Source organism: Arthrobacter sp. (genome assembly GCF_030540645.1).
Lineage (GTDB): Bacteria > Actinomycetota > Actinomycetes > Actinomycetales > Micrococcaceae > Specibacter.
The window spans coordinates 1-22,137 of record NZ_JAUNVV010000004.1 but is presented as its reverse complement, the minus strand read 5'-3'; the positions used below and the strand labels follow the sequence as shown (position 1 = coordinate 22,137).

23 protein-coding genes, 1 pseudogene and 1 riboswitch are annotated in these 22,137 nt (G+C 62.6%); of the genes and pseudogenes, 15 read left to right on the top strand and 9 right to left on the bottom strand.

What is annotated here, in order from left to right:
• Nucleotides 1-81: 81 nt before the first annotated feature.
• On the top strand, nt 82-858 hold the full coding sequence (locus tag Q4P21_RS01570) for a TetR/AcrR family transcriptional regulator (protein ID WP_303387112.1): 777 nt from the start codon (nt 82-84) through the stop codon (nt 856-858).
• Nucleotides 859-899: 41 nt separating this feature from the next.
• On the opposite strand, the gene thiE is transcribed toward Q4P21_RS01570, so the two are convergent.
• Nucleotides 900-1,580 carry a thiamine phosphate synthase gene (thiE, locus tag Q4P21_RS01565; protein WP_303387111.1) on the bottom strand — a complete coding sequence of 227 codons (681 nt, stop codon included), beginning with the start codon at nt 1,578-1,580 and terminating at the stop codon, nt 900-902.
• Nucleotides 1,581-1,594: 14 nt separating this feature from the next.
• A riboswitch (TPP riboswitch) is annotated at nt 1,595-1,719 on the top strand.
• On the opposite strand from thiE, the gene thiO reads away from it, so the two are divergent.
• The 4 genes from thiO (at nt 1,714) to Q4P21_RS01545 (ending at nt 4,489) form a co-directional block, all read left to right on the top strand.
• Nucleotides 1,714-2,991 carry a glycine oxidase ThiO gene (thiO, locus tag Q4P21_RS01560; protein ID WP_303387110.1) on the top strand — a complete coding sequence of 426 codons (1,278 nt, stop codon included), beginning with the start codon at nt 1,714-1,716 and terminating at the stop codon, nt 2,989-2,991. It overlaps the preceding riboswitch by 6 nt.
• 9 nt (nt 2,992-3,000) lie before the next feature.
• The gene (gene thiS / locus Q4P21_RS01555; RefSeq protein WP_207346448.1) at nt 3,001-3,240 is read left to right on the top strand and encodes a sulfur carrier protein ThiS; all 240 of its coding nucleotides are present in this window, start codon (nt 3,001-3,003) and stop codon (nt 3,238-3,240) included.
• A 47-nt stretch (nt 3,241-3,287) separates the two neighbouring features.
• Nucleotides 3,288-4,118, top strand: coding sequence for a thiazole synthase (locus Q4P21_RS01550; RefSeq protein ID WP_303387109.1), 831 nt, complete (start codon nt 3,288-3,290; stop codon nt 4,116-4,118).
• 50 nt (nt 4,119-4,168) lie between these two features.
• On the top strand, nt 4,169-4,489 hold the full coding sequence (locus tag Q4P21_RS01545) for a 4a-hydroxytetrahydrobiopterin dehydratase (protein WP_303387108.1): 321 nt from the start codon (nt 4,169-4,171) through the stop codon (nt 4,487-4,489).
• Between the two features lie 79 nt (nt 4,490-4,568).
• Here Q4P21_RS01545 and Q4P21_RS01540 read toward each other — a convergent pair whose 3' ends face one another.
• From Q4P21_RS01540 to Q4P21_RS01530, 3 genes are all read right to left on the bottom strand, one after another.
• Nucleotides 4,569-4,874 (bottom strand): hypothetical protein, encoded by a 306-nt coding sequence (locus Q4P21_RS01540; protein WP_207343908.1) that lies wholly within the window; start codon nt 4,872-4,874, stop codon nt 4,569-4,571.
• A gap of 42 nt (nt 4,875-4,916) precedes the next feature.
• Nucleotides 4,917-5,141 carry a DUF3107 domain-containing protein gene (locus Q4P21_RS01535; protein WP_207343907.1) on the bottom strand — a complete coding sequence of 75 codons (225 nt, stop codon included), beginning with the start codon at nt 5,139-5,141 and terminating at the stop codon, nt 4,917-4,919.
• A gap of 62 nt (nt 5,142-5,203) precedes the next feature.
• Nucleotides 5,204-5,842 carry a TetR/AcrR family transcriptional regulator gene (locus Q4P21_RS01530; protein WP_303387107.1) on the bottom strand — a complete coding sequence of 213 codons (639 nt, stop codon included), beginning with the start codon at nt 5,840-5,842 and terminating at the stop codon, nt 5,204-5,206.
• A gap of 107 nt (nt 5,843-5,949) precedes the next feature.
• On the opposite strand from Q4P21_RS01530, the gene moeB reads away from it, so the two are divergent.
• Nucleotides 5,950-7,131, top strand: a complete 1,182-nt coding sequence (moeB, locus tag Q4P21_RS01525; protein ID WP_303387106.1) for a molybdopterin-synthase adenylyltransferase MoeB — start codon at nt 5,950-5,952, stop codon at nt 7,129-7,131.
• A 124-nt stretch (nt 7,132-7,255) separates the two neighbouring features.
• Here the strand turns inward: moeB and Q4P21_RS01520 are convergent, their stop codons facing one another.
• From Q4P21_RS01520 to Q4P21_RS01505, 4 genes are read right to left on the bottom strand one after another with little or no spacing between them, the layout of a single operon-like run.
• Entirely contained in the window at nt 7,256-9,043 is a 1,788-nt protein-coding gene (locus Q4P21_RS01520; RefSeq protein ID WP_303387105.1) for a S8 family serine peptidase, read from the bottom strand.
• Complete coding sequence (locus Q4P21_RS01515; protein ID WP_303387104.1) at nt 9,043-9,285, bottom strand: hypothetical protein; 243 nt, start codon at nt 9,283-9,285, stop codon at nt 9,043-9,045. The genes Q4P21_RS01520 and Q4P21_RS01515 overlap by 1 nt, the downstream gene beginning before the upstream one ends.
• 20 nt (nt 9,286-9,305) lie before the next feature.
• Nucleotides 9,306-9,629 carry a hypothetical protein gene (locus Q4P21_RS01510; RefSeq protein ID WP_303387103.1) on the bottom strand — a complete coding sequence of 108 codons (324 nt, stop codon included), beginning with the start codon at nt 9,627-9,629 and terminating at the stop codon, nt 9,306-9,308.
• 18 nt (nt 9,630-9,647) lie between these two features.
• Nucleotides 9,648-10,826 carry a hypothetical protein gene (locus Q4P21_RS01505; protein ID WP_303387102.1) on the bottom strand — a complete coding sequence of 393 codons (1,179 nt, stop codon included), beginning with the start codon at nt 10,824-10,826 and terminating at the stop codon, nt 9,648-9,650.
• Between the two features lie 1,040 nt (nt 10,827-11,866).
• On the opposite strand from Q4P21_RS01505, the gene Q4P21_RS01500 reads away from it, so the two are divergent.
• On the top strand, nt 11,867-12,853 hold the full coding sequence (locus tag Q4P21_RS01500) for an SDR family NAD(P)-dependent oxidoreductase (RefSeq protein ID WP_303387101.1): 987 nt from the start codon (nt 11,867-11,869) through the stop codon (nt 12,851-12,853).
• On the opposite strand, the gene Q4P21_RS01495 is transcribed toward Q4P21_RS01500, so the two are convergent.
• Nucleotides 12,850-14,190 carry a glutamyl-tRNA reductase gene (locus Q4P21_RS01495; RefSeq protein ID WP_303387100.1) on the bottom strand — a complete coding sequence of 447 codons (1,341 nt, stop codon included), beginning with the start codon at nt 14,188-14,190 and terminating at the stop codon, nt 12,850-12,852. The two genes, Q4P21_RS01500 and Q4P21_RS01495, sit on opposite strands and share 4 nt — an antisense overlap.
• A 140-nt stretch (nt 14,191-14,330) precedes the next feature.
• Here Q4P21_RS01495 and hemE point away from each other — a divergent pair, with 140 nt between their 5' ends.
• The 8 genes and pseudogenes from hemE to Q4P21_RS01455 form a co-directional block, all read left to right on the top strand.
• Nucleotides 14,331-15,386 carry a uroporphyrinogen decarboxylase gene (hemE, locus tag Q4P21_RS01490; RefSeq protein ID WP_303387099.1) on the top strand — a complete coding sequence of 352 codons (1,056 nt, stop codon included), beginning with the start codon at nt 14,331-14,333 and terminating at the stop codon, nt 15,384-15,386.
• A gap of 41 nt (nt 15,387-15,427) precedes the next feature.
• Nucleotides 15,428-16,960, top strand: a complete 1,533-nt coding sequence (gene hemG, locus Q4P21_RS01485) for a protoporphyrinogen oxidase (protein WP_303387098.1) — start codon at nt 15,428-15,430, stop codon at nt 16,958-16,960.
• A 74-nt stretch (nt 16,961-17,034) separates the two neighbouring features.
• Nucleotides 17,035-17,730: a hydrogen peroxide-dependent heme synthase gene (hemQ, locus tag Q4P21_RS01480; RefSeq protein ID WP_303387097.1), complete on the top strand. Its 696-nt coding sequence runs from the start codon at nt 17,035-17,037 to the stop codon at nt 17,728-17,730.
• A complete protein-coding gene (locus Q4P21_RS01475; RefSeq protein ID WP_303387096.1) occupies nt 17,727-18,911 on the top strand; it encodes a ferrochelatase in 1,185 nt (394 codons plus the stop codon). The genes hemQ and Q4P21_RS01475 overlap by 4 nt, the downstream gene beginning before the upstream one ends.
• Nucleotides 18,908-19,897: a hydroxymethylbilane synthase gene (gene hemC, locus Q4P21_RS01470; RefSeq protein ID WP_303387095.1), complete on the top strand. Its 990-nt coding sequence runs from the start codon at nt 18,908-18,910 to the stop codon at nt 19,895-19,897. The genes Q4P21_RS01475 and hemC overlap by 4 nt, the downstream gene beginning before the upstream one ends.
• Complete coding sequence (locus Q4P21_RS01465) at nt 19,894-20,952, top strand: uroporphyrinogen-III synthase (RefSeq protein ID WP_369598837.1); 1,059 nt, start codon at nt 19,894-19,896, stop codon at nt 20,950-20,952. Before hemC ends, Q4P21_RS01465 begins: the two co-directional genes overlap by 4 nt.
• Nucleotides 20,949-21,929 (top strand): porphobilinogen synthase, encoded by a 981-nt coding sequence (hemB, locus tag Q4P21_RS01460; protein ID WP_303387094.1) that lies wholly within the window; start codon nt 20,949-20,951, stop codon nt 21,927-21,929. Before Q4P21_RS01465 ends, hemB begins: the two co-directional genes overlap by 4 nt.
• 44 nt (nt 21,930-21,973) lie before the next feature.
• Nucleotides 21,974-22,137: pseudogene (locus Q4P21_RS01455) on the top strand (aspartate aminotransferase family protein); the annotation flags it as partial.

Below are 22,137 nucleotides of genomic sequence, written 5' to 3'. Positions count from 1 at the left end.
TTGGGTGCCCGATCCCAAAAAAGTCAAGAGCGGTGCTCACTTAAGTTGACGCCAGTCTCGTTTACGCGGAATTATGGTGCCATGACAAAAACACCCAGGGAGCGCGCCCGCGAGCAGACGATGGCGGAAATTCTCAGCATTGGACGTGCGCAGTTGGCCGTGCACGGTGCTGCGGGACTGTCGTTGCGGGCCGTGGCACGTGAGCTGGGGGTGGTGTCCTCGGCCGTTTACCGATACGTCAAGAACCGGGATGAGTTGCTGACATTGCTGTTGGTAGATGGCTACAACGCATTGGGTGACGCTGTCGACCGTGCAGTGGACGACGCTGTGGACGAGGCCGGGCACGACGACTTCTTAGCTCAATTGCGCGCGCTGGGGCACGCGGTGCGGGAGTGGGCGCTGGCAGAGCCCGCGCGTTACGGCCTGCTTTTTGGCGCACCCGTGCCAGGATACGAGGCTCCGGCCAATGAAACCACGGCACCGGGCACGCGGGTTGTGCTTCGGCTGGTGCACCTCATCGAAGGGGCCTATCATGCCGGGGCGATGGAGGGTCACATGCAGGGCCAGACGGTTGGCTCAGCCACGGCACGGAAATCGGACCCAGCACTGGCCCAGACGCCCTCAGCGAACTTTGCGGCAGTCCGTGCGGAACTGGGGTTGGAGGTTCCGGACGATGTTCTGGCACGCGGAATCCTGGTATGGGCAGCACTGTTTGGTGCCGTAAATTTTGAAGTCTTTGGCCAGTACGGGGCAACCACCTTCGCAGACCCGGGAGCTCTCTTTGAACTCCATTTGGATTCCCTGGCGAAGATCCTTGGATTGCAGGCCGCGGGCACGCACCAACGGCAAACGTTCTAGCCTCGGACGCGCTGGCACCAGACGTTGAGCCGCCCCAAACGCTACCCCAGCGCAGGCAGGCGGGAGAGCAGTTCCGCAGCGGCCGCCGTCGGATCCTGTGCCTCAGTGATGGCCCTGACCACAACAATGCGCGAGGCCCCGGCCGCTACCAACTGATCGACGTTGGGAAGCTCTACCCCACCGATGGCGAACCACGGCTTCGTGGTTTTTAGCGAGGCGGCATGCTCCACGAGGGATAGCCCGACGGCGGAACGGCCCGGCTTGGTGGGGGTGGCCCACACCGGCCCGACGCAGAAGTAGTCGGCGTTGGGGTTGGCAGCGGCAGCAGACACCTGGGCTGGGTCGTGGCAGGACAAGCCCATGCCCGTTTCGGAACCCACAAGGGATCGTGCAGCAGGCAGCGGCAGGTCCTTTTGGCCTACATGGAACACGGGTGCGCCGCTGAGCATGGCGACGTCGGCCCGGTCATTGACTGCCCACAACTTGCCGCATTCCTGGGCTACGGACTTCAGCACGGCCAGCAGTTCGAGCTCCTGTGCGGCCTCCAAGGACTTGTCGCGCAGCTGGATGATATCCACCCCGCCGGCATAGGCGGCACGCAGAAAATCGGCGAAATCACCCTGCTTTTCCCGTGCGTCGGTGCACAAATACAGCCTGGCTGTGTCGAGGCTGGGGGTGGCTGTTGCGGATGATTTGTCATGGATGGCAGAAGTTGTGCTCATATCTCATAGACTAGTGCAGTACCGCGGGAGCCAGTGAAGCTGGCTGAGAGGGCACCGACATGTGCCGACCGAAAGACGTCCAGCGGACGTGGAACCTGATCCGGCTCATACCGGCGTAGGGAAGGAGACCTTGATGGCGCGCACCGTGCAGGAATTTTCGAACACTGAAACAACCAGTGCCGACGTGGCCGTCATTGGCGGCGGAATCGTGGGCCTTGGCATCGCCTGGGAAGCCCAACGTTCCGGGCGCAGCGTCATGGTCATCGACCCGGTACCTGCCACTGGCGCCACGTTCGCGGCCGCCGGAATGCTGGCCCCCGTCAGTGAACTCCACTATCAGGAAGATGCGCTGCTGGAGCTGACGCTGGCCTCGGCAGCCCGGTGGCCGGAATTCGTGGCCTCACTGCCAGCGGATGCACACACGGGCTTCAACACGTCTCCGACTCTTGTCCTTGGAGCGGATCCGGCCGACCGCAAGGCACTGGCTGATCTCAGGGACGTCCAGTTGCAGCACGGCTTGGAAGTCACGCAGCTGACCATCCGGGAAGCTCGCGCCGCTGAACCCATGGTGGGCCCGCACATTTCCTGCGCCTACAAGGTGGAAGCGGACCATCAGGTGGACCCGCGGGCCATGGCCGAGGCCCTGCGCACTCAACTCCTGCGAACCGCCGTCGAACATGGCAGGACTGATCCGGAACAAACCTTCATCGCCCAGGCGGCCACAAGCTTGCTGCATGCGGATCCGGGCGATACTCAGTCGGCCGTGACTGGGGTGCTGCTCGCCGACGGCACCAAAATCCATGCCCGTGAAGTCATCGTCGCCAACGGGCTCGGGGCGCCGCAGCTGGCCGGATTGCCGGATGGGCTCACGCTTCCGGTGCGTGCCGTCCATGGCGACATTCTACGTCTGAACGTTCCTGCACACCTGCGTCCGCTGACCACAGCCACCATCCGCGGCCTGGTGCGCGGATTGCCCGTCTACATTGTGCCGCGCGGGGACGGCACAGTGGTGATTGGCGCAAGCAGCCGCGAAGACGGATCGGCAGGTGTCAGCGCCGGGGGAGTCCACCAGCTGCTGCGTGATGCCCAAGTCCTCATGCCTGCCGTCGCCGAACTGGAACTTCTTGAAATGACAGCCCGCGCCAGACCCGGCACCCCCGACAACGCTCCGCTGCTGGGACGCGTGGCAGGTGTGGACGGCAAGGATATAGCCGGGCTCATCATCGCCACCGGCTTCTTCCGCCATGGCGTGCTGCTCACGCCCATCGCGGCCCTGATTGTCCGGCAGTTGCTGGGAAATATTACGGATCTGGCATGGCTGCCCTTCCGCCCGGACAGATTTTCGCCGCCACTCAACGCTGCCGCCAGCACAGACACGCTCAGCGACCAGAACAGTGACCAGAACAGCTAAGGAGACATCATGAGCACCATCCAACTCAATGGAGCACCCCACCACTACGACGCCGGCACCACCGTGGCGCAGCTTGTTTCAGCCATGACCGGCCGGGCACTGCTGCCCTCCGGCCAAGCGGCCGACGGTGGCAGACTCGGTGTGGCGGTGGCCCGCAATGCCGGTATCGTGCCGCGCAGCCAATGGTCGGCAACGGCTCTCGAACACAACGACGACCTTGAAATCGTCACAGCCGTCCAAGGCGGCTGATCCCATGCTGCAAACCTCAACCCACCACCTGCCGAAAGTGAAATGCCATGACTGAATCCCTTGTCCGCAACGACGCTCTGGTCAACGACGCGGTGAGCGACGATGCGCTTGTCATTGACGGCGTCGCGTTGGGCTCGCGCCTCATCATGGGTACGGGCGGGGCACCGAGCTTGGCCGGGCTGGGCGCTGCACTCATCGCCTCGGGCACCGAGTTGACCACGGTGGCCATGCGCCGCTACTCCGTGGACGGAGCGGGCAGCGCCGACACGAACCTGTTCGCGCTGCTGCTTGAAAACAACATCAAGGTCCTGCCCAACACGGCCGGCTGCTTCACGGCCCGCGAAGCCGTCATGACGGCCGAGCTGGCCCGCGAGGCGCTGGAAACTGATTGGGTGAAACTGGAAGTCATCGCCGATGAACACACGCTTCTCCCGGATGCGCTGGAACTCGTGGAGGCCACTGAACAGTTGGTGAATCGCGGATTCAAGGTGTTCGCCTACACCAACGACGATCCCGTCCTGGCCCTGCGCCTGGAACAGCTCGGAGCAGCTGCCGTCATGCCACTCGGTGCGCCCATCGGCACCGGGCTGGGCATCTTGAACCCGCACAACATTGAACTGATCGTTGCACGCGCCAGCGTCCCCGTAGTTCTTGACGCCGGAATCGGCACGGCATCCGACGCCGCCCTGGCCATGGAACTGGGCTGTGACGCGGTACTGCTGGCCACCGCCGTGACGCGCGCCCAGAATCCCGTGCTCATGGCGAAGGCCTTTAAACACGCCGTGATTGGTGGCAGACTGGCAGCACAGGGCGGACGCATTCCCAAGCGCCAGCATGCACTGGCGTCCTCGGCCATGGAGGGACGCCCCGACGTATAAAGAGGTGGCCGTGCAGACACGGCTGCAAGGACTGGGCGAAGGAGCCTGCCATGGCTGTTCCCGATGATGTACTGACACGCAGCAAGATCGACGCTGAACTGGCCACCCTGCCGCTGTGGCGCTACGCAGGTGAGCTGCGCACGGAACTGAAATGTCCGACGTCGGCCGCTGCCTTGGCGCTGTTTGCCGCCATCGGGGAGTTGGCCCAGCAGGCGAACCACCATCCCGACGTGGACTGGCGCTATGACACCTTGATCATTGCGACGAGCTCGCACGACGCCGGAGGGCAGGTCACCGCCCGCGACATCGCCCTGGCGCGCGGGATTTCAGCTGCAGCACAGGAGGCCGGCGCCGTCGCGGCACATGGATAACAGCATAAACGCACCTTCGCCGCTTATCGGCATGTACCGAAGCACGTATATGCGGCGAAGGTGCGTTTATCCGGTTCGACTACTGCATGTGCAAGATCGCGTTGGCCTGCTGCACCAGCTGTGTGTGGCGCGCACGGCCCACAAAGCCTGCTGTGGCCCACGCTGCGGCGCCACCGACCACGATGGAGAAAATCCATGGGATCCAAGCGGTGGAGCTGTCGTTGCCCAAGCCCACGGCCATGGTGATGATCCAGACAAGCAACGATGCCACCACGGCCGCACCGGCAGGAAGCACTGCGCCGAATGTACTGCGGTACTTGTCCACTGCCCAGGCGATGGCACCCAGGGCACCGGAACAAAGGGCAATGATAACCAACGCGACCATGAAAATTCGTCTCTCTTTTATCCAGCTAAAGGGTTGGGGCTCTTAGAGGGCGCCGAACCCGACGCTGCGGGCCTTCTCGCCACCCAATTCAACGTACCCCAGGGCATTTCCGGGAACAATCAACAGTCGGCCCTTTTCGTCTTTAAGACGAAGCGCAGTTCCCTTGTCCAATGCTTCAGTCACCAAGGCCGCCACGTCATCAGCGCTCTGCTCGGATTCAAGAACGATTTCACGGCTTACGTTTTGGACGCCGATCTTAATTTCCACTGTTGTCTCCTTGGTGCAAACTTGCGATAAAGGTATGTACAAACCACTGTAGGGGCAGCGGCTCAGGATTCTTTGGGGAAGCGGCTAATTCCGCGCCAAGCTAAACGATAAACCAGATCGCTGGCCACATCGATGTCAATATTGTCCCTGGCCTCGAGCCAATAGCGGGCGCTGACCTGGGCCATGCCCGCCAAGGCGCGTCCCAGCAGGGTCGCCTCAACGGGGGAGAGCTTGGTGTCCTCCGCAATGACCTGGCCAATCGCATCGGCATAGTTCGCATTGAATTTTTCCAGCCGGGCGGCCACATCGGGGTCGTTGACGAGGTCGGATTCAAAAACCAGCCTGTGGGCCTGATCGTCGTTGGCCATGAACGTGTAATACGCCTTCATGGTGGCCTGGACGCGCAACTTGTTGTCCGTGGTTGAGTTCAACGCATCCACGAGCATGGACGTCAAAGACTCAAGATGGCTGTCCAGCAGCGCCAAGTACAGTTCCCGTTTACCGGGGAAGTGCTGGTACAGCACGGGCTTGCTGACCTTGGCGGTCTCGGCAATTTCATCCATGGCCGCACCGTGGTAACCATGGTTGACGAAAACTTCCAAAGCGGCGGACAGCAGTTGTGCGCGGCGTTCATCGCGGGGCAGCCGGGTCGGCGCGCTTTTGGTGACGGCACGTTCCTTGGCAGACGGTTCCAAACTCATTACAGCAGCCTTTCTTTCCATTGCCCCCAGGTGCTGCTGGGCTGTTTTGTGTCAGTCTACTCGCGGGCAATGCGCCATAGGCTGCAAGCAGGACTAGATTAAGAAGTATGGTTTCCCTCATTCCGTCCTTGAACACCACGACTGCCACCCGTCTGCCGGCGCTGGTGGAGCCGGGCCCACCGCTGGCCGCTGAGGAACTAGAACGGTATTCACGCCATGCCCTGATTCCGGAAATTGGGTTGGAAGGGCAGCGCCGGCTGCGCAACGCCCGCGTCCTGGTGATCGGCGCCGGCGGGCTCGGTTCCCCGGCATTGTTGTATTTGGCTGCGGCAGGCGTGGGAACGCTGGGCATCATCGACGACGACGTCGTGGAGTTGAGCAACCTGCAGCGCCAGGTGATCCACGGGGTGGCGGATATTGGCCGCACCAAGCTTGAATCGGCCAAGGACTCCATCCTTGACATCAACCCGGGCGTGAACGTGGTGTTGCACCACGTGCGCCTGGATTCCTCCAACGCACTGGGCCTCTTTGCCGACTATGACATCATCCTGGACGGGGCGGACAACTTTGCCACCCGCTACCTCGTCAATGATGCGGCTGCACTGCTGGGCAAGCCCTACGTGTGGGGATCCATCCTGCGCTTTGATGGCCAGGTCAGCGTGTTTTGGGACAGGTTCGGCCCCAATTACCGCGATTTGTACCCCGAGCCGCCGGCCCCCGGCACCGTGCCCTCGTGTGCAGAGGGCGGAGTGTTCGGCATGCTGTGTGCCTCCATCGGGGCCATGATGGTCACAGAAGCCGTCAAGCTCATCACGGGCATTGGGCAGAGTCTTCTTGGGCGCCTGCTCGTGTTCGATGCGTTGACGTCGCGGTGGCGTGAAATTCGGATCGCCAAGGACCCGGAGGCGTCGCCCATCACCGAGCTTGTGGACTACGAGGTCTTCTGCGGCATTGTTGCGCACGACGAGGACGACGCCGACCTCATCTCTGTCGGAAGGCTCGCCGAACGCTTGGCCGGGCGAGAGCAGGGCAGCGACGACTTTGTTTTGATAGACGTGCGGGAACCGGTGGAATTTGAGATCGTGCGGATACCCGGTTCGGTGCTGATTCCGCTGGCAGGCATCAAGGACGGAACGGCGCTGGGTCAAGTGCCGCGCGGCGTTCCACTGGTGCTGCACTGCAAGGCCGGCACGCGCTCGGCCCAGGCACTGGCGAGCCTGCGCACAGCCGGTTTCGCCGACGTCGTGCATCTTGACGGCGGCATGGACGCGTGGGCGGCCAGCGACTAACCCGCTGCACGGGGGTAAATTTTTGTTTCTGGCCTCCGTTTTTATTATGAAGCAGAAGCATTGAGGGAAGATCAGGGCTGGGGGAGAGGTTCCACGCCAGCCCTGATCGGGTGAACGCCGCGGGCTAGGCGACGGACAGGCTCGCGTTGAGCATGCGGGCGCGCACCTCCTCGAGCTCGCGTTGGACGGTCTGTCCGGTGTTGGCGGCGGGTGGCTCCATGTTCATGACTTCTGCGAGAAGGCCGGCTGCAATTAGTTCCTTGTTGAGTTGGGCCAGTGCGGTTTGCACTGCGGTGTCTTGGGACACTGCTGAGGTTCCTGTCTGGCCGTTTTGCTCCAGTCCAAGCGCACGCATGGAGTCGGGGAGCCCTGCCCCGGATCGTTGTGGATCACCAAACTGCAGAGGGGTGGATGAGGACTTCAGCAGGTCGAACAGGCGATCGACGCGAGCTGCGCCTTTGTGTTGCAAGGGACCGGATTGGAAGTCGGGGTGGTGACCCAAAACGAGGGCTGCGAGTCCGGCGATGTGAGGGGTGGCCATGGATGTGCCGTCCCATGCGGCGAACCCACTGGGTGGCACCGAGGACACGACCGCGACCCCTGGCCCACACACGTCGATCCGTTCGCCGTGGCAGGAGAACTGGGCGGAAAAGAACCCGAGGTCGTCCTGACCGTTCTTCCAGCGTTGTTGGGCATGGTAGCTGGATTCAGGGAACTCGTCGTTTTTGCCAATCGCCGCGACGGTGAGCACGTCAGGCGAGGTTCCGGGAAACTGCACGTCCCCACCGGTGTTGCCTGCAGCTACGATGCAGGCAACACCTAGTTCCTTGGCCTGGGCTAGCTTCTGCAACATGATCTGCGAGCTTCCCCCAGTGCCCAGACTCATGTTGACGACATCGATCCCCTGATCAATGCAGTAGTCAACGGCGTCGATGAGGCTGCTGATGCGTCCGCCCGGGAATATCCGTGCCTGGTGCATTTCCGCCTCTGGGGCGAATCCCTTCACTCCGCCGCCGTTCTGAGCTCCAGCGATGATGCCGCTGCAGTGCGACCCGTGGGCGATGGTGTCGTCTTTCCATTGTTCATAGTTGCTCGGCGTGCTTGTCAGATCGATGCCCTCACGCATGTCGGTCAAGTCGGGGTGGGTGAGTGCGGCTGCTCCGGAGTCAACGACTGCGACCTTGATGCCTCTACCGGTGAAAGTGGCCGGAACCTGGTCCAACCGCATGGCTCGTTGTCCCCAGCCAATGAGTTCGGAGTCGGGGAATCCGGGGAAGGAATCGGATAGCGGAGCCAACGGGATCGTGGTGGTGGCACCACTGGTCAGTTGTGGCCGGTCGATCCATGCCGACCAGTAGTCGGCTTGTGGGTTGATGTAGATTGCCCGGATCGTGGAGTCGGACTCGTTGAGCAGACTGAGTGTGACAGACCCGGCCGAGTCGGTGCGTCCTTGGGCCGGAGTGCCGCTGCCATAGAGGTAAACGGTGGCCCCTGCGACCGGTTGCTGCCCGGAACCAGTGAGGACAATGGTCCACGTTGTGGTGGTGCCGAACGGGCTAAGCAGCCCGGGGTCGATTTCCTGGACCGAACTTGCGGCAGGTTGGGGCAGGATGAAGCTGTCCTCCTCCACGAGCACTTGCGGGTGCCTAATCAGATTCGCAACTGTCTGCTCAGGGATCGTGGCAACTACGATTTTGTCTGTGATAGAAGTGCCCAGGACTTGGGCTCTGAAGGTGCGCGGAGTGAGCCGTTGTTGGATTTCCACGTCCGGGTCAGCCTCCAGTTGTTCGATCACGAAGTCGAAATCGAGAGAGCCGACGCTAGCCGGGGACAAAACAGTGTTGTCCTTGGCCAGCAGGAATGTTCTTGCACGGGCGGGAAGCAGTGGGTTGTCGTTCTGTTTTGCTGACATCAGGTGCCGCCTAGGGGGTTGAGTAGTTCGTCAGGTTCGATGATGATCGCTGGCCCGAGCGCCGCCTCGAAGGCGGCGGCCCGGGCCGGGTCCATGGAGACGACCAGTCGTTCCGGGTCACCCCGGCCATCACGGACTACCGAGTGCACGATCATTGTGGAGTCCGCAGTGAAGAGACCGAGAAATGGCTTGATCAGACGGGGATCACCCCCGACGATGTATCGCTTGACATGGACTGACACGAGTGGTGGCCTCCGATTACCTAGGGTTTGGGAATGATCGGATTGTTACGCCGTTGTGCAGCGATGCTGGCGTGCACTTTTTTGATCGGCCCAAACGGGTCTTGGGACTGCCCGGAATGGTAGGCAGCCACGGCGGAGTGCATTTCCTGAACTGCAGGAGCCAGCTCGGGAAAGGAGGGAGCGTTGGTCTTGAGGTACGTGTAGAAGCCAACCAACAAAGAGCCCAGCTGCTCTCGGTCTGCCTCCGTTACTCCGGGCTCGCCCCCGGCTGCAGCGCTCACAGCAGCTGTAGCCAGGGCCACGGTCTGGTCAGATGAGTTCGGTCGGTTCCAGGTGAATGCCATCTTGCAGTCTCCTTCGAATTAGGCGCTGGCGCCGATGGGCAGGACTTGGAAAGGGCTGAACTTTTTGAGTTCATCGGCAGCCCCGGCGACGGTGGCGTTGTTGCGCCCGCCATTCGTTACTGACTTGCTCACGAGTCCGCCGAAGCTGCCAAGCAGTCCTCCGAGCATCGATGCCGGGACGTACACGAGCTTGTCTTCTGGGTTGTCCGCATCGGGGCCCGTGGATTGCGGCTGCAGCTCTTCGGGGACCACTGAGTACGGGATCATCCGAAGGAGTGGGGAAGCGGCCTCACCAAGCTGCCGGCCGACTCCGGCGTTGTTCAGAAGCTTGCGGCCAGCATAGGACCCGATGGTTCCGGCAAATGACGAAGCAAGGTTGCCAAGCCAACCAGCCGGTACCACGATGAGTTCCTCATTGGAGGCCCCGCCGTCAGGACCGGTTGAGGCCGGGGCCAGCTCCGGCGGGACTGCCTGCCATGGCAGCAGTTTCCCTACGGCACCCCCAAGATGAGCGACGGCCTTGCCGGTGTCACCGCCGATGATCTGGCCAACCCCGCCACTGATGCCACCGAACAGGTGGCCCAGCCATCCAGCCGGCACCAACACCATGGCGTCCTGGATGTGATCCAACTGGTCGTTTTGAGGACCGCTGGACTGTGGCGCCAGCTGGGGTGCGACAACTTCGAACGGGCCAAAGATTGAGCCCAGCGCCCCGCCGGTACCGGAACCGATCTGGCCTCCGAGCTTCTTGTTCCCAAACAGGCCGCCTACTGCCGTGCCAATGATTTTTCCTCCGACACCGCCGAGCAGGCCAGTCAAGAACCCGGCAGGCACAACCATGAGGGCTTCCTCGGGTCCCGCGTCGTTCACGGCAGCCTGCGGTGGGAGGATCTGGAATGGGGAAAAGTGTTTGATCAACGGGCCCGCGGCAGAACCAACGGCGTGACCCAGGGCCTTCTGCCCGAACCATCCACCGACCTCCTTTCCGATGGTGCCGGCCAAGCTGCCAACGATGTTGCCGAACAAGCCTGCGGGGACGAGCATCAGCGGGTCTTGGGAGAGATCGACGCTGAATGCGGAGTGGACTGACCCGTGCCCGTTCGAGCCCGTTGTGGATGTTGAGGAGGTTGTTTCAGCAGATGAACCTGCCCCGTTTCCATCCAAGTCCTGCAGTTGTGTTGAAAGTTCGCCAGCCATGATGATTCTCCTTACAAAGGCGGCGGGAGTAATGATCACCGCCGGGGGTAATTAAATATTGGAATTGTCATTACGTCATTCATGTTAGGGCAAATATTCGGTTATGTACATATCTCAAATGGTAATAATACATTTATAATCACGTTTATAATAATGATTTAGGGTAAATGAAATGACTATATTTGACAAGCCCTATTTTAAATCTCACATACGTAGTCAAATTCCGGTTTTTTAGACCACAAAGCAAAACATTAACCGCTGAAATCACACATTGGACAGGGAGGGCAGATTTGGGCTCAGTGCATGTATTTGTATGCCCTGTCAAAGTTCTGAGGGGACGCCAGATTCGGGGGCAGCCTGGCCCCAAAGGGCCTGTATGCTTGTGTTGCCGAGGTTTCTGCTGAAATTTTCTGCCGGCTCGGACAATGTTTATGACTGAAGAAGGTTTGTTGGAATTCTGTGCCATGAATTTTTTCGCGCAAACTGTTATGTTTGTTTGTGACAAAATTTGACAATCAATTGTCAGTTTCTTTAATTTGACAGGTATAATCGCATGAGTCTTGGGCTGAGTACTCAAGGCAGGTGGATCACAGTTCTGCTTGGAAGATACTCGCTGCGTGATACGCCACTTGGTACTCGATATGGCCTGACCGGTTATATTGCACTTAGTTCGACTTAGTGTGCAGTCACCTTGGATGGGGGCTTATTGCTCTGCGTACTAAAGTTCGATTGATATTTGTATTTTTGCAAATAAGCAGATTTTTGGCGGATTGACCGTATCGAGTCCTCAAGCGCCCACTGATTCCAATCAGTCGGTGTCCACGTCTTCTTCCCGGTCTTGCCCGTGAAGAGTGGGAAGGCGGCGTGGGCATATCCGTGGAGAAAGAACCTCGCGAACAGCGGACGTTGCCATCTTTGGGCTCTGAAGTAGCCATGGAAACTTGTCTGTTCGCCCAACGACAAAATCGCTGCATCGGAGTAAATTTCTTAGTAGGCCTTCCTCACAATTCTGGGGCCGGCACTCACTAAAGAGGCGCATCTTGAACCACACCGGACAACAACCAACACCACAGCAACCGCTCGCTTCGGGATTTGGGCACTACACCGCTGCGGCGGCCGTTGTGGAGGGAATGAATCTTTCCGGATGTGTTGCCATTGTGACGGGCGGCTACTCCGGGCTGGGATTGGAAACGGTCCGTGCGCTGGCCAGCGTCGGGGTGCGGGTTTATGTTCCGGCACGCCGCCCCGATCATGCCCGGGGGGTGCTGGCGGCAGCAGACCTCGGCGGGGTCGAAGTGTTCGACATGGACTTGGGTGTGCAGGCCAGCGTCAAGGAGTTTGCCCGCGAGTACGTGGCCACGGGAAATCGTCTGGATATTCTCATCAACAATGCCGCCATCATGGCATGCCCGGAAACGAGGGTGGGTCCGGGCTGGGAAGCGCAGTTTGCCACCAACCATCTGGGGCACTTCACCCTGGTCAACGAGTTGTGGCCGGTGCTAGCCGACGGCGGGGCTCGCGTGGTGGCTTTGTCCTCCACGGGGCACAAAGTGTCCGGCATCCATTTTGATGATCCCCAATTCACGCGTGGCTATGACAAGTGGCAGGCTTACGGGCAGGCGAAAACTGCCAACAGCCTGTTCGCCGTGGAACTGGACGCGAAGGGCACGGACTATGGAGTGCGGGCCTTTGCCGTGAACCCCGGAGGCATCATGACCGGGCTCCAGCGCCACCTCACAAACGAGGAAATGGTGGCGGCAGGGTGGATGGATGACACCGGGAAGCTCAAAGATGGGTTTAAATCTGCGGAACAAGGGGCAGCAACGTCGGTGTGGGCGGCAACTTCGCCGCTGCTGGACGGAAGGGGAGGGGTGTACTGCGAGGACTGCGACATTGCCAGTCCCACCGACCCGGAGTCGGAGTTTGCCCGATTTGCCGGTGTGGACGAGCACGCGGTGGATCCGGACAGTGCCCGGAGGCTCTGGACACTGTCTGCGGAACTGACGGGCGTCAACGCGTTCGGTTAACCTGCGGCTTCGTTCGGATCAAGGCTTTGAGTCAGGGTGGAGCCGATGACAGCCGGGTCGATCTTCAGCCCGTATAGGGCGTCTAGAGCCGCTAAATAACTGTCCGGGTCCCCGGCTGCCGCGAGTTCCTTAGCCCTGACCGTCGGTACATGAAGAAGTTGCTTGACCATGCGGCGCATGGCGAATTCCACTTCAGCAGTAGCAGCAGAGCAGCCGTGCTGTTTACGCACCTTCGCGATTTCATCGTCAAGGACACCCATGGTGTGCCGGCGCAGCGCTACGATGGCATGGTCCAGGGAGCGGGAATTCTGGGCCCGTTCAAAGTCCCTTGTCGCCGCTGCCACGAGTGACGAAGCCTGCGACAGCGTGGATTCTTCTTCGGCCGGGGCGGCTTGACGGACAGTTTCCAAAGTCATTAAGTCCACCCCGGGCAGGCTGTCGATATCGGCGGCAAAATCATGGTTCAAGGCAAGGTCGATGACGGTGAGTTGCTGTGAATCGTTGTGGCGCACCTGTGCCAGATCTGTGCGCGTCACTTGATGGTCTGAACCGCTGCAGCCTAGCAGCAGCGACGCGGTGGACAAGGCCAACGGTAATGATTCCTCGGTCAGGGCCGTGCCGCCGCGGGAAGCGGTGAAGGTTTCGGCGCGGCCGGAGGGGGAGTAGATGGAAATGTCGGTACAGCCGCGCTGCACCAGCTGCGCCATGGCCGCTCCCGCGTACGCTCCGGTGCCAAAAAGAACGGCGGACTTGCCGGCAAGTCCGCCCAGTGGACGTTCCTGCAGTTCCGCGGCTAAATCCAACGCAACGGACACAATTGACATGCCACGGCGTCCGAGTGCCGTTTGGGAGCCCACATCCTTGGCAGTCTTGGCTGCGGCCTGAAAAAGCCTCACCAGGGAGGGTGTCGTGGAGCCTTGTTCCTGGGCGATGCTCAGCGCGCGGCGCACCTGCCCGGCAATCTCACGCTCACCCACCACGGCAGATTCCAGGCCCGTGCTCACCGCGAAGAGGTGCCGCGGTACAGCGTCGGACTCCAAGGTGGACAGCGCTGCTGCAACGTACCGTTCGGCAAGTCCGGAATGTCTGCTGATCGATTCGATCAGCGAGCTGCGGGCAGACTCAAGGTCCTCGCTGCTGCGGGCGTGCACATACAGTTCGTAGCGGTTGCAGGTGGCCAAAGTGATGAGCCCGGTGACTGCATTTTCCGGTGGGATGATCTCAGCACTGACTGCCGCGGCCCCGGCGCTAAGGCGGGCAACGGTTTCCAGATCAATGCTGCTGTGCGAAGCAACGAGGGAGAATAGAACCACAATGCCAATATCGTAGCCCCCCAAGCTGGTGGTTTATGGACATGATGGAACAAAGCGTCACTAAGATTTTGTGATGCTGCTCACAGAAGGCCGTAAACATGTCCTCTCTTTGCGGTGACAGTTTGTCCACAAAACAGTTTGAGTTGGCTCTGTAGGGTGGTGCCATGACACTGATCTCCAGCCACCCCTTGATGGATGGCCGCACGGCCAACTCCCCTTTGATCACGGCCTACAGGGGAGGTGCGCCAAGCCGCCGCCCCATCTGGTTCATGCGCCAGGCAGGGCGCTCACTGCCGGAGTACCGCAAGCTGCGTGAAGGCACCACCATGCTTGAGTCCTGCCTTTTGCCGGCCATGGCCGCGGAAATTACGCTCCAGCCCGTCCGGCGCCACGACGTGGACGCAGCCATCTTCTTCTCAGACATCGTCATCCCGCTGAAACTCGCCGGCGTTGGCGTGGATATTGTCCCGGGCGTGGGCCCGGTGCTGGATGCACCCATCCGCACTGCCAAAGACATTGCAGCCCTGCCGGAGCTCACGGACGAAGCCCTTGACCCAATCCGCGAGGCAGTGGCCCTGACGGTGGCCGAGCTGGGCAGCACCCCGCTCATCGGTTTTGCAGGTGCGCCCTTCACCGTGGCCGCCTACATGGTGGAAGGGCGCCCCTCGCGCGACCACCTCGGCCCCCGCACCATGATGCATGCCCAGCCGGAGCTCTGGGCAGAACTGATGAACTGGGCTGCGGACGCCTCGGGAAAATTCCTGCGAGCCCAGATTGAGGCCGGAGCCAGCGCCGCGCAGCTTTTCGATTCCTGGGCAGGGTCGCTGGGACTCGCCGACTACACAAATCATGTGGCGCCGGCGTCGTCCAGGGCCTTGGATCACGTCCGCGACCTGGGCGTGCCGCTCATCCATTTCGGCACCGGAACCAGTGAACTCCTCGGGGCCATGCATGATGTGGGCGTGGATGTGATGGGCGTTGACTACCGGCTCCCGCTGGATGAAGCCAACCGCCGGCTCGGCGGCACCGTGCCGTTGCAGGGAAATATTGATCCGGCCCTGCTCAGTGCGCCGTGGGAGGTTCTGGAGCAACACGCCCGTGAAGTTGTTCGGGCCGGTTCCACTGCGCCCTCGCATGTGGTGAACTTGGGTCATGGCGTGCCGCCTGGAACAGACCCGGCCGTCCTGACCCGCCTTGTGGACCTGATCCACTCCATCTAGCCTGCATCAGCGACACCTGCACCTGCCACAAAGAGGACACCATGGAAAACCGCAGAAAGGCCGCCAAGGCCTTCACACCACTGAGCCACCCGGCCCCCTACCAAACGGTTGTGGTGGGAGGTGGCATTTCGGGTCTGCTGGCGGCCTGGGACTTGCAGGAAGCGGGCTTCAAGGTCACTGTTTACGACGCCTCCGCCTCTTGGGGCGGCTGCGTAGGCCGGCACGAGGTGGCCGGGGTGGTCCTTGACTCGGGTGCGGAATCGTTTGCCACGCGCAACACGGCGGTGTCCGAACTTGCTGCAGAGTTGGGGTTGGGAGACAAGGTTGTGGAACCCAATCCGGCCGGGGCATGGGTATGGCTGCCCGACGGGCCCGTGCCGCTGCCGCGCACAGGCGTGCTGGGCATCCCCTCGGACCTGGGTGCGCCGGAAGTGCGTCAGGCATTGGGCGCCTCGGGCGTGCTGCGTGCCGCCCTTGACGCCAAAATGCCGGTCAATATCGGCACCACCGAAGCCACGATGAGCGTGGCTGACCTGGTGCGTGCGCGGATGGGCAAGCGGGTTCTTGAACGGCTTGTCGCCCCCGTGGTGGCAGGAGTGCATTCAGCCAGTGCGGAACTACTGGACGTAGACGTGGTGGCGCCCGGGTTGCGCGCCGGCATTCGCGACCACGGCTCTCTGGCTGCGGCCGTGGCTGCCCAGCGGGACAGGGGCCGCGGCAGCAAGCCCGGGGCGGCAGTGGGAGGGCTGGTCGGGGGCATGCACACGCTGGTGGACGCCCTCGTGGTGAAGCTGCAGGAGGCCGGTGTTTCGATGCATCTCGGGCACAAGGTGAAGGCCATCTACCGCGGTGACATCGACGATGCCCCCACACCGACGTACGACGGCGGCGAGCCCTCACCGTGGATTGTTGAATGGGAGCACGGCACAACGCACGGGTATCTTGCCGCCAAGCTGTTGGTGATGGCCACCGACGGGCCTATGGCTGTTAAGCTGCTGGCTCCGGAGATGCCCGAGCTGCTGCCCTTCACTCCGGCCCCGGGACCTGACATTCGTCTGGTGACGCTGGTGGTGGATGTGCCCGAACTGGATTCGGCCCCGCGCGGCACAGGAGTTCTTGTGGCCCCATCCGTGGAGTCGATCACGGCCAAGGCACTCACACACTCCACCGCGAAATGGCACTGGTTGGCGGATTCCACCGGGCCCGGAACCCACGTGGTGCGCTTGTCCTACGGCCGTGCCGGGACCAAACCGGCCGATGCGGTGCGGCTGACCGCGAACACACCCACGGAAAGTGACTTGATCGCCACGGCGCTGGCAGATGCCACCACCATGCTCGGCGTGGAGATAACCGAGGCTGACCTGTTGGGTGCGGACGTGGTCCGGTGGCAGGGTGCGCTGCCGTTTGCTGCAGTGGGGCATCATGACAAGATCGCGCACGTCCATTCCTTGGCCAATGACGTCCCCGGCTTGGTGTTGACAGGGGCATGGATGACAGGAAACGGCTTGGCGGCCGTTGTCTCCGGCACCCGGCGGCAGATCCGTGCCGTGGTGGACGCCTCCAAGAGGCTGTGACCTTGCACACGTTCTACGTCATGTAGAGAAGGCCGGTTTTAGATTTCGTCACGATTGGGTGCAGACTTGTACGCATGAGCCACACAAACGCACAATCTGTCACTAAAAGCCCCGCGGAAACCCCGTTCACCCTGTGGACTGTTTTCAAGCGGACCGGATCCTTCGCAGGCACCGCTTCGGCGGTCGCCGAATTCGAGGAATTGGTGGCTGCTTTGGCCGCGGAGAGCATCACCGTTCGCGGCGCTTACGACGTTTCTGCCATGCGCAGCGACGCAGACATCATGGTGTGGCTGGTGGGCGCCGACGCGGAAGGCCTGCAGCGGGCCGTGCGCAGCATCCGCAGGCTGGAACTGTTTGCCGCAACCGAGATCGCCTGGTCGGCCATGGGTGTGCACCGCGAGGCTGAGTTCGCCAAGAACCATGGCCCCAGCTACATGGGCCCGAACGAACCCAAGGGCTGGGTGTGCGTCTACCCGTTCGTGCGCTCCTACGACTGGTACATCCTTCCGGCGGAAGACCGTAGCCGCATGCTGCGCGACCACGGGATGCTGGGGCGGGACTACCCGCAGGTCCTGGCCAATACCGTCTCGGCCTTCGCGCTGGGCGACTGGGAGTGGCTGCTGGGCCTAGAGTCCGACGAACTGACCGATTTGGTTGATATGATGCGCACCCTGCGTGGCACCGACGCCCGCCTGCACGTGCGCGACGAAATCCCCTTCTACACAGGCCGCCGCATCGCCGCTGCCGAGATCGCCGAGGTCCTGAAATGAACAACCGAGTAGTTGAACCCGCACAGTACGACGCCATCCTGCTCGCCTCCTTTGGCGGCCCCGAGGGCCAGGACGACGTCCTTCCGTTCCTGCGCAACGTCACCCGCGGGCGCGGCATCCCGGACGAGCGCCTGGAGGAAGTCAGCCATCACTACCGCGCCAACGGCGGCATCAGCCCCATCAACGCCCAAAACCGTGCGTTGAAGGCTGCTCTTGAAGCCGAGCTGGCCGTCCGGAACATCGAGTTGCCCGTGCTCTGGGGCAACCGCAACTGGGATCCCTACATCCCCGCCGTGCTGCAGGATGCCTACGACGCCGGACACCGCCGCCTGCTGATGCTCACCACCAGCGTCTACTCCTGCTACTCCAGCTGCCGCCAGTACCGCGAGGACATTGGCATTGCGTTGACGGAGACGGGACTTGACGGCAAACTGGCCGTGGACAAGATCCGCCAGTATTTTGACCACCCAGGATTCGTGGAGCCCTTCATCGAGGGAACCGCAGCATCACTGGCGAAGGTCAAGGCGGAACTGGCCGCTGCCGGAAAAGCCGACGCACCCGTACACGTCATGTTCGCCACCCACTCCATCCCCACCCGGGATGCAGAAGCTGCTGGCCGTTCGGAACTGCAGCCATTGGTTTTCGAGCAGGACTCAGCCTACGTGGCACAGCACCTTGCCAACGCCGAAGCCATCATGGCGAGGGTCGATCCCGACCAGAAGTGGTCGCTGGTGTACCAGTCCCGCTCCGGCGCGCCCCACGTGCCGTGGCTGGAACCCGACATCAACGACGCCCTCGCCGAACTCCCCGCGGCCGGTGTCGCCGGTGTTGTGGTGGTTCCGCTGGGCTTCATCAGCGACCACATGGAAGTACTCTGGGACCTGGACACCGAAGCGAAGGAAACGTGCGCTGAACTGGGCCTGGCCTTTGACCGTGCACCCACGCCGAGCACGCACCAAAAGTTCGTTGAGGGCCTTGTGGACTTGATCTGTGAGCGGACCATCGAGAACCACATCGCCGAACGCCCCGCCATGACGGAGCTCGGCCCGTGGTTCGACGTGTGCAACCCCGGTTGCTGCGCCAACTTCCGCGGCGAAAAGCCTGCCATTGCCGAAGTGGGCAGCACGGTGGGCTCGCTCTGTGGGGCATCCCCGGCCCAGGGCGGTTCCCAGACTTCATGACAACCTCGAGTGTGAAAATTGGTACCCGCGGAAGCAAACTGGCCCTGAGTCAAACGGGACAAATCGTTGACCAGCTCAGTGCGGTCGGCGGCTTTGACGCAGACATCATCGCGATCAAGACCGACGGCGACGTCCTGACCGGCCCGCTGTCCCAAATGGGCGGAACAGGGGTGTTTGCCGCGGAGCTGCGCGCCGCCGTCCTGGACGGGCGCGTGGACGTGGCAGTGCACTCGCTCAAAGACCTGCCCACAGTGGCCGTTCCGGGCCTGGCACTGGGTGCCATTCCGGTTCGGGCCGACGCCCGCGACGCCCTGTGCGCCCGGGACGGCCTGACGCTGGCTGAACTCCCGCAGGGCGCCACCGTCGGCACCGGTTCGCCGCGGCGGGCGGCGCAGCTGCTGGCCGCACGTCCCGATCTGTTGATCGTGGACATCCGCGGCAACGTCGAAACCCGTTTGGGGAGGGTTCCCGGGCTGCCCGGAAACCCTGTGAAGGAAGCCGTTCCCGGCAAGGTTGGTGACCTCGACGCCGTCGTCCTCGCAGCAGCGGGACTAGCCCGCATCGGCAGGCTTCCGGCAGTCACCGAATTCCTGTCCTCGGAGGTCATGCTCCCGGCCCCCGGCCAAGGCGCTCTCGCCTTGGAATGCCGCACCGAAAGCACCGAGCTCACGGGAGTCCTGGGCCAGTCCCTGGCCGCCGTCGACGACCACGACACCCGCCTGGCCGTCACCGCCGAGCGTGCGCTCCTTGCGCGTCTGGAAGCCGGCTGCGCAGCACCTGTCGGAGCCCTCGCGTACCGCAAGGGCTCCATGCTGCATCTGGAAACCGTGGTGGTTTCACTCGACGGCACGCGCTCACTACGCCTGAAGAAGGCCACCGACGGCTTGACCACCGTTGGAGCGACACTGTTGGGCATTGGACTGGCCGAAGAACTGCTCGCCGCCGGCGCAGCCGAGCTGGCGGATTTGGCCGGCTCCAGCAAGTGAGCTCAACCGGCGACGGCGCCTTCGCCGACGAGGTGGACGGCGGGCCCGGCCAGGACCGGCATTCCCTCGGCGAGTTTCCGGCCAATCGGCCGCGGGCGGCCTCGGCCTCCCTGACGTCGCCTACGGAAACACCGGACCTGGCTCAGGCCGGATCGCTCGCTGGCTTGCGTGTGGCCGTCACTCGCTCTGCTGACCGGGCCGGAGCGCTGGCCGAGGCACTGGCTGCGGCCGGTGCGGAGCCGGTGCTGGTGCCGCTCATCGACTTTGAGGTTACAGACCAAGACGACCTGGGTGCAGCCCTTCGCAGCCTCGCAGCGGGGGAGTACGCCTGGCTTGTGCTCAGCTCCATCACCACCGTGCGCGCCTTGAAGCAGTGGTGCAACGGGGCCGGGACCACCCTTGCTGAGCTCGTTCCCGATGGGACACGTGTCGCCACGATCGGCCCCACCTCGGTTGCCGTGCTTGCAGCTGAAGGGGTGCACGCCGTTTTGGCCCCTGTTGATGTGCAGTCTGCTGCCGGCCTCGTGACTTTGTGGCCGCCCGCCACAAGGGACAGCGGCCCGGAGGGCAGCACGGTGCACATCGACAGTGCGCGTGTCCTGCTGCCGCAGTCCAACCTCGCCTCATCCACCCTGGTGGAAGGGATCGAGGCGGCCGGCTGGACGACGGACGTGGTCACGGCCTACCGGACGGTGGACTATCCTGCGCGTCCGGAGCTCCGCCTAACTTCCACGTTGGCGGGCCGGTCATGTGGCTCCATCGCCGAGTCGCCCGTCCTCACCCCAGCCGAAGCGGCAGTGGAGATCCGCGCGGGGGCCATGAACGCCGTCGTGCTTGCCTCGGGAAGCGCCGCACGCAGGGTGGCCGAAACCATGGCGCCGCTGCCGGAAAGCTGCCTGCTCATTGCGATCGGGCAGCCCACGCGGGTCGAAGCCCAGCGGCTTGGCCTGCGGATCGCCGCGACGGCCCAACACCCCACACCGGAGGGAATCGTGGCCGCACTGGCCGACGCCCGCCCACATTTTTCACCAGCAGCACGTCAGGAGACACCATGAGTTTTCCCCAGCACCGCCCACGCCGCCTGCGTACCACCGCAGCGATCCGCCGGCTCGTCGCCGAGCACCGGCTCGCACCGTCGGAGCTCATCCTGCCGGTGTTCATTCGTGAGGACTTGAGCGAGCCGAACCCCATTACGTCCATGCCGGGCGTCGTGCAACACACCACGGCCAGCCTTCTGGCGGCCGCCCGCGAAGCCGTCGAATTGGGCCTTGGTGGCATCATGATCTTTGGCATTCCCGCCGTGCGCGACGCGCAGGGTTCGGCAGGGCTTGACCCGCTGGGCGTGCTGAACAAGGCCATTCGGGATGTGCGCACCGAGGTGGGTGACGATCTGGTGGTCATGAGCGATTTGTGCCTTGACGAATTCACCGACCACGGACACTGTGGCGTGCTCAACGAAGCCGGCGATGTGGACAACGACGGCACCTTGGACATCTACGCGAAAATGGGCGTGGCCCAGGCCGCGGCAGGCGCGCACGTCGTGGCGCCGTCGGGCATGATGGACGGCCAGGTCGCCGTGATCCGCGACGCCCTGGATGAAGCCGGCTACACCGATGTAGCAGTGTTGGCCTACGCCGCGAAGTACGCCTCCGCGTTCTACGGCCCGTTCCGTGAAGCCGTGGATTCGCAGCTGCACGGGGACCGCCGCAGCTACCAGATGGACTCCGGAAATCGCCGCGAAGCCCTCCACGAGGTGGAGCTGGACTTGGCCGAAGGCGCCGACATCGTCATGGTCAAGCCGGCCATGAGCTACCTGGACATCCTGGCTGACGTGGCAGCAATGTCACCCGTGCCCGTGGCCGCCTACCAAATCTCTGGCGAATACGCCATGATCGAGGCCGCCGCCGCCAACGGCTGGATCAACCGCCGCGCTGCCATCGAAGAGTCGGTGCTCAGCATCAAGCGCGCCGGGGCCACCATGATCCTCACGTACTGGGCGGCCGAGCTGGCCGGCTGGCTCCGCGAAAACTAACTCTTCCCCCGCTCTTCCTCCATCAGTTAGCCAAAGGAATCCCCATGACAAGCTCACAGGAACTTTTTGACCGCGCCAAAACCCTCATGCCTGGCGGGGTGAACTCACCCGTGCGCGCCTTTGGCTCGGTGGGTGGCACGCCCCGCTTCATGGTGAACGCCAAGGGCGCCTACCTGACCGACGCCGACGGCCGCGACTACGTGGACCT